Source organism: Flavobacteriales bacterium (genome assembly GCA_020435415.1).
Lineage (GTDB): Bacteria > Bacteroidota > Bacteroidia > JACJYZ01 > JACJYZ01 > JACJYZ01.
In genome coordinates this window covers 1-8849 of record JAGQZQ010000119.1, presented here as the reverse complement: position 1 = coordinate 8849, position 8849 = coordinate 1, and the positions used below count along the sequence as shown (strand labels likewise).

The window sequence follows — 8849 nt, the reverse complement described above, 5'->3', positions numbered from 1 at the left end:
ACAGGTCTGTTTTTTTTATGCTTTTACCTCACATCACCATGACATGAAGTTTGTGGTCATCTTTGTGCGCTTCGTTTTCGGCTTCTTGGAACAGGAGGAAAACATGGTCATGGAAAACGTCAACAGGCACACCATCGCCAGCAATCTCATGCCATTTGGTTTGATTCTATTCATCTCACTAGGGGGTTTTGAGGTTTGTTTCGTTATATGCAATATAATGACTTGATGCTACAATTTCAACCCTGGATTAAAAAATTGCGGCTGCTACAAAGAACGGCAGCCAATTATTTATCCTTCGCCATCTTCTCGGCAATCCGTTCCAAAGTATAGGAAAGATCGCCGTAGTGCATCTTGATGTAGGGATAGTCTTTCCCTGTTTTCCGGTCATGTACATAAAAGGCGATGTTGTAGCCGGCAGGGATGTGAAAGCCCTGGTAGTTGGTGGTGCTGGCATAGTACACATACTTATGCCTCAACACGTATGGATACTCTTCCTTGCTGAATGATGCGGTATCCGTTCCTTCCGCCACGGTAGACCCAACCACAAAATGTTTTATTTTGCTGCTGTCCATAGCCGCCTTGATGTAGTTGTTATAATCCGCCAAGTGATCATTGGTCTCTTCGATCTTCAACTTGATCATATCCCGCTTCTCGTAGTCGTAGTTCACATCGGCGTCAATTCCTGTGGTCGCCTCCTGCTTCTGGCCGCCTTTCTTGTCAACAGCATAATTATCCAGACTGCTTTCCTCGTCAAGGGATTCAGGATCCACATATTCAAATTGCTCGATCAGCAGTTTATGTTTCTTGAAATCAGAAGGCAACGATTCTTTCTTGACCTTCTTCCAGCTCGTTTGCGCCTGTAATGTCATCGCTGACAAAAGCAGCGTAACGATTACACAATACCCTTTGTTCATTTATCTGTCCTTTTACCGGACTGAAGCAATAACTGCGCCAGCCTATTCATTCTTACCCTTCTTCCATACGAACGGGGATCAAAATACAAATTAAATCGAGAGTTCAAAACCTCCGATAGGCTTATTTATCACCCAATATGATAGGCAGGCCGTCCTTTCCACTGCCGATCACTACCACCTTTGCGTTGGTGGATTTGGCCAGATTCTCAGTCGCTTCAATGCCCTTCCAGCGTAACAGATTTTCATTGATGCTTTCTGTTACGATCCGCTGAAAGTTCCGGATACCCTCTGCTTCGATCTTTTTTCGCTCCGCTTCTTTCTGTTCTTTTTCCAGTTTAAACTCATACTCAAGGGAAGCCTGTTCCTGTGCCAGTTTGCGTTCGATGGCTTCCTGTATGGCAGATGGCAGGATCACCGATCGGATGAGCAAAGCCTTCACGTCGATAAAATTGACACTCATCACCTTCCGCATATCTTCGAAAATTCGATCCTGTACCTCTTCCCTCTTTTTTGAATACAGCTCTTCAGGTGTGTAACGTCCTACCACTTTCCTGACAGATGACCGTATTTCCGGGATAATAAAGGCAGTGACATATTCCGTTCTGAACTTTTTATGCAGGTAACCCAGTTTCAATTTCATCGGCTGAAAACGAATGGATACGTCCACCTTGATGGTGAGACCGTTGGATGACAGCACTTCCATCTGTTCCTCTTTCTGCATCTCCGTTACATCATGAACATACACTTTGTTCCAGGGAGCAACCATATGAAAACCCTCATCCAGCGTCGTTTCAACATCAACACCACCGCCGAACCTCCGGAATAAAACACCGCATTCCCCTGCCCCGATAGTGATAAACAGTGAGTTGGCAAAGATCAGCAATAACAGTCCACCTGCAACCAGGGCGATCACCACAGGCGAGAATCTGAAATTGGGTTTATTATCCCAACTTATGCAGTAGGAGGTGAGGAACGAGCCGAACTATCTGTATTTAGTTGGGGTTATCCCGATTTAGAAAATCACTTTTCGGATGCGCGAAGTACGGGCCGAAAAGGTTGATTTTCTTAATCGCTATGCAATAGAGAATTTTCTATTGCATAGTTTGGGATTGTTCATCTGGAATGTCTTGGCCATAGCTGAATTGTTTTTTAATGAGAGGCAATGTTACCCAATGCAGGGAGAAATGTCAAATGGAGAGAGGGTTTAAGGTTTGTAGTTTAAAGTTTGTGGTTGAGCTAACCGATAAAACATTTAGCATGCTGCTCCTACCGGATAGAGCTGTTCAAATCGTTCTTTGAGATCCTATGCTTCGGGAAAACAAGACAGTACGTCAACCTTAAACCACAAACCAGAAACCGGAAACTTCTACGACCTCCCGTCTTCTTTTAACACCCCCGTATAATGTTTGAGGGTGCGCAGGAAGAGGGCAATAACAGAGGCGCCGGCCAGTACATACAAGGCTGTCATTCCCGGATGGGCATTGCCGCTGATAGAGTAGTTACGCAGACTGTGAACGAATACAAAACCCAGCACGGTTGCCAGGGCGCCCGAGTACTCTCTCCTGAAAACACTCTTCATGGAAAAGGGCACGTCGGGTTTACGAATGTGTTTGAATGACGGGATAAACGCAGGTACCGTTTGTGACCAGGAAAGGTAGACCTCACCGAATTTGCGTTCAAGGAAACGCTCTTCCGCAAACATGATCCGCTCATAATACAGCCAATAGGCAAGGGTCACGATGGCCACAAACCAACCGTTCCAGGTATATACCACAATGCCTATCCACATCAGATAATTCCCCAGGTATAGCGGATGGCGCAACATGGAGTAAATTCCACTTGTATTCAGCTGCTCTGCTACCTGTTTATCCGTATTTCTTCCGGAGGTGCCGCGTGGGGTAGTGCCTATGGTATACGCCCTTATCAGTTGTCCGATTACAGAAAGACAAACGGAAAGGCACAGTACCACAAATTCCGTGGCGGCATCCATCCGGCTGTAATCCGTGACAAGAATGACCGGAACCGCCATAATAAATAGCACCACAGGAATTTGGCCCCTGTATTTAAACAGCACATTTCCCTGTTTTTCGATTGTGTGGATCAATGCCATAAAAAAACGCGTTGTGTCAAACCATTTTTTTTATATTGTGGCCGGACTTCTGTGAGCACAGAAGTTTTGTATCCTGCTAAGTTTGATCCGTATGCCAAAAAAGAAACCTTATTCACTCGAATTCATTGTCAAGTCGAGCCCAAAGATATTATATAATTGCATTAGCACCCCAAGTGGCCTTTCCGAATGGTTTTCCGATGACGTGAATGTTCGCGACAACCTGTACACCTTTATCTGGGATGGCGAAGAACAACAAGCCGAACTCCTGGATGTCAGGGCCAACGAATCCATCCGGTTCAGGTGGACAGAAGATGATGACAGCGACAGCTACTTCGAATTCAAGATACAGAAAGACGAGATCACCGGAGAAATCGCCCTGGTCATTACCGACTTTGCCGACGACGATTCGGAGAAAGATGAAGCCATTCGTTTGTGGAATTCCCAGATCCACGATCTGATGCACCACATAGGGTCCTGATCACCCGCCCCGATCACTGGCACCGGATTTGTTATCTTTGCTCCCGTTGCGGAAGCATGCATTGATGATCCATGAAAAAGCTGGACCGTTTGCTGATTAGGTCATTCGTTGGCCCGTTTGCGCTCACTTTCTTTATTGCCATCTTTTTTCTGGTCATGCAGTTCCTCTGGAAATATGTAGACGACCTGGTCGGAAAGGGGTTGGAAATGACAGTGATCGCTGAGCTGCTGCTATATGCATCTGCCAGCCTTGTGCCCCTGGCCTTGCCCCTGGCCATTCTGCTTTCATCGATCATGTGCTTCGGAAACCTGGGGGAAAAATATGAGCTGGCCGCCGCCAAAGCTTCCGGAATCTCCCTTCAGCGCCTGATGAGCCCCATAGCCGGGGTAACCATCATCATCAGCCTTGCGGCATTTTACTTTTCCAACAACATACTACCCCTGGCCAACCTCAAGATGGTCACCCTCATTCATGATGTACAATCCAAAAAACCTGCCCTCAATATCAAACCTGGAATTTTTTACTCCGGGATTGAAGGATATACCATCAAGGTTGATAAGAAATGGCCGGACGGCAGTCTGAAGGAAATTATGATCTATGACCACACCGACCGCATGGGCAATACCAAGGTGGTACTGGCAGACTCCGGTATGATGGTCATGTCATCGGATGAACGATACCTGATCCTCACCCTTCTGAACGGACATGCTTATGAAGAAATGGATAAGTCTGCCCGTAACCGGGAAAGCACCTTTCCATTCATGCGCTCGTCATTTGAAAAAGAAGTGATCCGTTTCGATCTGAGCTCATTTGCTTTCGCACGTGGTGATGAAGAGCTTTTCAAGGATAAGTATACGATGCTTAACCTCCGTCAGCTTGAGATTCAGATGGATACCCTGAAAAAGCTGATGGCGGAGCGACGGGAGGACTTTGGACAGAATCTGGTTAAAAGTTATTTCAAACGGTTTGATGAAAAGCAGATCAAGCAGTCCGAAGACAGCGTTCTCACCCTGGAACACCCGGATGTATTGGCCAACTTCGACCGTAACGACCGGCTTAAACTGCTGGAAGTTTCCATGAACCTTATCAGAAGCGCCAAAGCTTTCACGGATATTACCCGTGACGATATCAGTGTACGATATAAGAACATTGTCCGCCACAGAATCGAATACCACCGGAAATTCACACTGTCCATTGCCTGTATGGTACTCTTCTTTATTGGTGCACCGTTGGGTGCCATCGTGCGCAAAGGAGGGCTGGGGGCACCCATGGTTCTTTCCGTGCTATTTTTCCTCCTGTACTACATTGCTTCTATTATGGGCGAGAAGTTTGCCAGAGAAACCGTGATCTCTCCTGCCGTGGGTATGTGGTTATCAACGGTGGTGCTCACACCAATAGGATTGTTTCTGACAAACCGTGCCACCGGTGATTCTGTCTTAATGAACGCCGATTCCTATGTGGCCTTCTTTAAAAAGATATTCAAACGTAAATCCGCTACCTCTTGAAGCTATTCGTCATCCTTTCCCGGGTACCCTGGCCATTGGAAAAAGGCGATAAGTTGCGTGCCTATTTTATGATACGGCACCTGTCCGAACGCTTCGAGATCACATTATGCTGTCTGAGTGATGAAGGCCCTAAACAGGAAGCCATCCAGGCCCTCTCCCCTTTCTGCAAACACATAGAGATCATACGCCTGAACAGGATGGCGATATATGGTCGTTTGTGCCTCAATCTGTTTTTTGGAAACCTGCCTTTTCAGGTGCGATGGTTTACCAGCAACAAAGCAAAAAGAAAGATTAAAAAACTGATTACCCAACACCAGCCCGACCGGATATTTTGCCAGCTTATCAGGGTGGCAGAGTATGTTAAGGACATTCCGAATATTCCGAAGATTCTCGACTACATGGACGTGTTTTCCAAAGGCATGGACCGTCGGCTGAATACTGCACCCGGCTACATGCGACCATTGGTGAACATGGAATACAAGCGCCTGCTGCATTACGAGCACACTGTATTCTCTCAATTTGATGAGCGGATGATCATTTCGGAGCAGGACAGAAACCTGATCGTACACCCCGAACATCATAAAATCCATGTAGTGATCAATGGCGTGGATACAAACTTCTTCTATCCCATGCCACACGACAAAGATTTTGAATTGTTATTCAACGGAAACATGAGCTATCCACCCAATGTGGAAAGCGCGGAGTTCATTGTTAAGATGGTGCTGCCACTTGTATGGAAACAGAAACCAGGTGTGCGTCTTCTGATATCCGGAACGAATCCTTCACCCCGTGTAAAGGTCCTGGAAGGAAAGAATGTAGTGGTCAGCGGATGGGTCGAGGACATACGCACCAGCTTTGCCCGCTCTCGTATACTCGTTGCGCCTATGCAGATCAGCATCGGTCTGCAAAACAAACTTCTGGAAGCCATGGCCATGGGTATACCCTGTATCACTTCCACCCTGGCCAACAACGCGCTGAATGCTCCCGAAGAAGAGTGTATTCTGGTGGCAGACACACCGGAAGAATTTGCCAAACATATTCTACGCCTGCTGGATCACCCGGAAGATGCGTCCCTCATGGCTGATAACGCCCTCAATTTTGTCAGAGAACATTTCCGTTGGGAAGCGGTCTGCAAACAAACCGGGGATATCATTGAAAAGGCCGGACAGGCCTGATCGGTGGTCTTTTGTTATCTTTGCATAACGAATTGCCATATGAAGACAGAACTGAATACCATTGAAGAGGCCATTGCGGATATACATGCCGGAAAAGTGGTCATTGTTGTTGATGACGCCAACCGCGAAAACGAAGGAGACTTTATAGCGGCGGCCAGAAGTGCCACACCGGAATTGATCAACTTTATGGCCACGCATGGACGGGGACTCATCTGCGCCTCCATCACAGAAGAACGTTGCGAAGAACTCGGCCTTGAGATGATGGTGTCACGTAACACCTCTCTGCACGAAACACCTTTCACGGTGTCTATCGACCTGCTTGGAAATGGCACCTCAACTGGCATCTCAGCAAGCGACCGGTCCAAGACAGTTCAGGCACTCATCAACCCCGATACCAAACCGGAAGATTTTGCCAAACCCGGTCATATCTTCCCTTTGCGCGCCAAGGTGGGTGGTGTATTAAGAAGAGCCGGCCATACGGAAGCGGCCATTGACCTGGCGCGGCTTGCCGGATTTGAAGCCGCAGGGGTATTGGTTGAGATCATGAATGAAGACGGAACCATGGCACGGCTACCGGAACTCATGGCCATCTCCGAACGATTTGACCTGAAGGTGATCTCCATTGAAGACCTGATCGCATACCGCCTGAAACATGAATCGCTTATCCAACGTGAAGTGGAAGTGGACCTCCCGACAGACTGGGGGCATTTCCATTTGATTGCTTTCACCCAAACCACCACCAAACAGGAACACCTTGCCCTTATCAAGGGAGAATGGAAATCCGATGAGCCCGTGCTGGTGCGCATGCATTCCTCTTGTCTTACCGGAGACATTTTCGGATCCTGCAGATGTGACTGTGGTTCGCAATTGCACACCTCCATGGAGATGATCGAGAAGGAAGGAAAAGGTGTGGTGGTTTATATGAACCATGAAGGCCGCGGCATAGGACTGCTTAACAAACTCAAAGCCTACCAGCTTCAGGAACAAGGTCTGGATACCGTAGAGGCCAATCTGGAACTTGGCTTTAATGTAGATGAAAGAGACTATGGCGTTGGCGCACAAATCCTCCGCAATCTGGGTATTTCAAAAATCCGCCTGCTGTCCAACAACCCCAAGAAAAGAGCCGGGCTGATCGGATATGGCCTGGAGATCGTTGAGAACGTGAGCCTGGAGATCGCATCCAACGAGTTCAACAAAAAATACCTGGAAACAAAAAAGGAGAAAATGGGGCACACACTGAAGCTGGACCGTCAGGCTGACTAACCATTTTTCAGTGCGGCAGCCAGGGCCTCCGCATCCGGATTCAGTCCCGGATAGATCAACGTAGCCTGTTTGTAATATTTTTCCCGCGATGCCAGATGTTGCGATATGAATGCGCGTAATTCTGATTCATCCTTACCATGTACAAGCGGTCGTACTTCTTTCGCCTGCCTCAAACGACTCACCAAAGCTTCGGGCGTCAATTCCAGATAAACCGTTTGCCCGTTGGCATTCATGAGTTTTACATTATCATTGAAACATGGCATCCCTCCTCCTGTAGCGATGACCTGCCCGGACTCTTTCACTACCTCACCCAAGGCCTCTGTCTCCAAAGTCCGGAATACGCCTTCCCCATCCGCTTCGAATAGTTCCGGAATGGATCGTCCGACTTTTTTCTCTATGTACTGATCCATGTCCAGAAAACGGTAGCCGATAACCCGGGCCAGTTTTTTGCCAAAAGTGGTTTTTCCGGACCCCATATAACCGATCAGGAAAATATTAGATGGGTAAGATGCCCTGGTTGTCATCACACAGGATTGTTCTTTTCTTTTGCAAAATGCTTCAACACCAGCCGATCCAGCCAGGCAGGAAAAAATTTACTTAGCAATACCGTAAGTCTTCCTTCCCGGGTAAGCACAATGGTACGCTTACGGTTCTCAATGGCATCAAGGATGTGTCCTGCCACCTCTTCAGCCGTCATCATCTTTTGTTCATCCCTTGGGGATTCACCCTGCTGTGAACCGTCGGCGGCGAGAGCCGTGTTCCGGATGTTGGATGCGGTAAAACCCGGACAGGCAAGCAATACGTGCAATCCTTTTGCTGCATTCTCAATGCGCACGGACTCCAGGAAGCCATGCAATGCAAACTTTGAAGCGGAGTATCCGGTACGGGCAGGTAACCCCTTGAAACCAGCTATGGATGAAATACCTACGACACTCCCCTTCCGTTTTAACACATGGTCAAGGGCATATTTGGTGCAGTAAACCGCTCCCCAGAAATTGATATCCATGACCTGCCGGATCACCTCAAGGTCTACATCCCGGAACAGGGCGCGCATGGAAATCCCGGCATTGTTAATCAGAATATCTATGCCGCCCATGTGTTGCGCAGACAATTCGATCAGGCGCCGGGCTTCTTCTTCCTTACTCACATCCGCGCGGATGGCATGCACCGGTGTTCCTCCGGAAGCGATCTGCGCCCGGACTTCCTCAAGACGCTCCTCATTCCGACCGGACACCACAACAGAGGCTCCCCTTCGAGCCGCTTCCAGGGCCAGGGCCTTGCCGATGCCGGAGGTAGCCCCGGTAATAACGATCACTTTTCCTTTCAACGACATAAAAATGGATAACAGATCAAATGTAAAATAAAAAAAGCCCGGAGACTTGTCCGGGCTGTCGTGATCCTATG

At 47.9% G+C, this 8849-nt stretch carries 10 protein-coding genes; 5 read left to right on the top strand and 5 right to left on the bottom strand.

The genetic code is table 11. The features are described 5' to 3' along the window. Positions 1 to 226 (top strand): hypothetical protein (locus KDD36_13875; GenBank protein ID MCB0397739.1); only part of this gene is annotated, 226 nt, incomplete at its 5' end. Between the two features lie 58 nt (positions 227 to 284). On the opposite strand, the gene KDD36_13870 is transcribed toward KDD36_13875, so the two are convergent. From KDD36_13870 to KDD36_13860, 3 genes are all read right to left on the bottom strand, one after another. Next, the gene (locus KDD36_13870; protein MCB0397738.1) at positions 285 to 914 is read right to left on the bottom strand and encodes a hypothetical protein; all 630 of its coding nucleotides are present in this window, start codon (positions 912 to 914) and stop codon (positions 285 to 287) included. A 121-nt stretch (positions 915 to 1035) separates the two neighbouring features. Continuing rightward, positions 1036 to 1869, bottom strand: a complete 834-nt coding sequence (locus tag KDD36_13865) for a prohibitin family protein (GenBank protein MCB0397737.1) — start codon at positions 1867 to 1869, stop codon at positions 1036 to 1038. Between the two features lie 411 nt (positions 1870 to 2280). After that, the gene (locus KDD36_13860; protein ID MCB0397736.1) at positions 2281 to 3024 is read right to left on the bottom strand and encodes a DUF1295 domain-containing protein; all 744 of its coding nucleotides are present in this window, start codon (positions 3022 to 3024) and stop codon (positions 2281 to 2283) included. 91 nt (positions 3025 to 3115) lie between these two features. Between KDD36_13860 and KDD36_13855 the strand changes: the two genes are divergently transcribed. The 4 genes from KDD36_13855 to KDD36_13840 all read left to right on the top strand — a co-directional run bounded on the left by KDD36_13855 (position 3116) and on the right by KDD36_13840 (position 7445). Further along, a complete protein-coding gene (locus KDD36_13855; GenBank protein MCB0397735.1) occupies positions 3116 to 3502 on the top strand; it encodes an SRPBCC domain-containing protein in 387 nt (128 codons plus the stop codon). Positions 3503 to 3573: 71 nt separating this feature from the next. Continuing rightward, positions 3574 to 5007 carry an LptF/LptG family permease gene (locus tag KDD36_13850; protein ID MCB0397734.1) on the top strand — a complete coding sequence of 478 codons (1434 nt, stop codon included), beginning with the start codon at positions 3574 to 3576 and terminating at the stop codon, positions 5005 to 5007. After that, positions 5004 to 6182, top strand: coding sequence for a glycosyltransferase (locus tag KDD36_13845; protein ID MCB0397733.1), 1179 nt, complete (start codon positions 5004 to 5006; stop codon positions 6180 to 6182). The genes KDD36_13850 and KDD36_13845 overlap by 4 nt, the downstream gene beginning before the upstream one ends. Before the next feature lie 39 nt (positions 6183 to 6221). Then, positions 6222 to 7445, top strand: coding sequence for a bifunctional 3,4-dihydroxy-2-butanone-4-phosphate synthase/GTP cyclohydrolase II (locus tag KDD36_13840; protein MCB0397732.1), 1224 nt, complete (start codon positions 6222 to 6224; stop codon positions 7443 to 7445). Here KDD36_13840 and KDD36_13835 read toward each other — a convergent pair. Together KDD36_13835 and KDD36_13830 are read right to left on the bottom strand one after the other, a co-directional pair. Next, positions 7442 to 7969: a shikimate kinase gene (locus KDD36_13835; protein MCB0397731.1), complete on the bottom strand. Its 528-nt coding sequence runs from the start codon at positions 7967 to 7969 to the stop codon at positions 7442 to 7444. The genes KDD36_13840 and KDD36_13835 overlap by 4 nt on opposite strands. Then, positions 7969 to 8778 (bottom strand): SDR family oxidoreductase, encoded by an 810-nt coding sequence (locus KDD36_13830; GenBank protein MCB0397730.1) that lies wholly within the window; start codon positions 8776 to 8778, stop codon positions 7969 to 7971. Before KDD36_13830 ends, KDD36_13835 begins: the two co-directional genes overlap by 1 nt. Positions 8779 to 8849 lie beyond the last annotated feature (71 nt).

Coding starts and splice junctions, on each gene's coding strand:
- KDD36_13860 (MCB0397736.1), bottom strand. CDS start 3,024: ATGGCATTGATCCACACAATCGAAAAACAGGGAAATGTGCTGTTTAAA.
- KDD36_13830 (MCB0397730.1), bottom strand. CDS start 8,778: ATGTCGTTGAAAGGAAAAGTGATCGTTATTACCGGGGCTACCTCCGGC.
- KDD36_13850 (MCB0397734.1), top strand. CDS start 3,574: ATGAAAAAGCTGGACCGTTTGCTGATTAGGTCATTCGTTGGCCCGTTT.
- KDD36_13840 (MCB0397732.1), top strand. CDS start 6,222: ATGAAGACAGAACTGAATACCATTGAAGAGGCCATTGCGGATATACAT.
- KDD36_13870 (MCB0397738.1), bottom strand. CDS start 914: ATGAACAAAGGGTATTGTGTAATCGTTACGCTGCTTTTGTCAGCGATG.
- KDD36_13855 (MCB0397735.1), top strand. CDS start 3,116: ATGCCAAAAAAGAAACCTTATTCACTCGAATTCATTGTCAAGTCGAGC.
- KDD36_13835 (MCB0397731.1), bottom strand. CDS start 7,969: ATGACAACCAGGGCATCTTACCCATCTAATATTTTCCTGATCGGTTAT.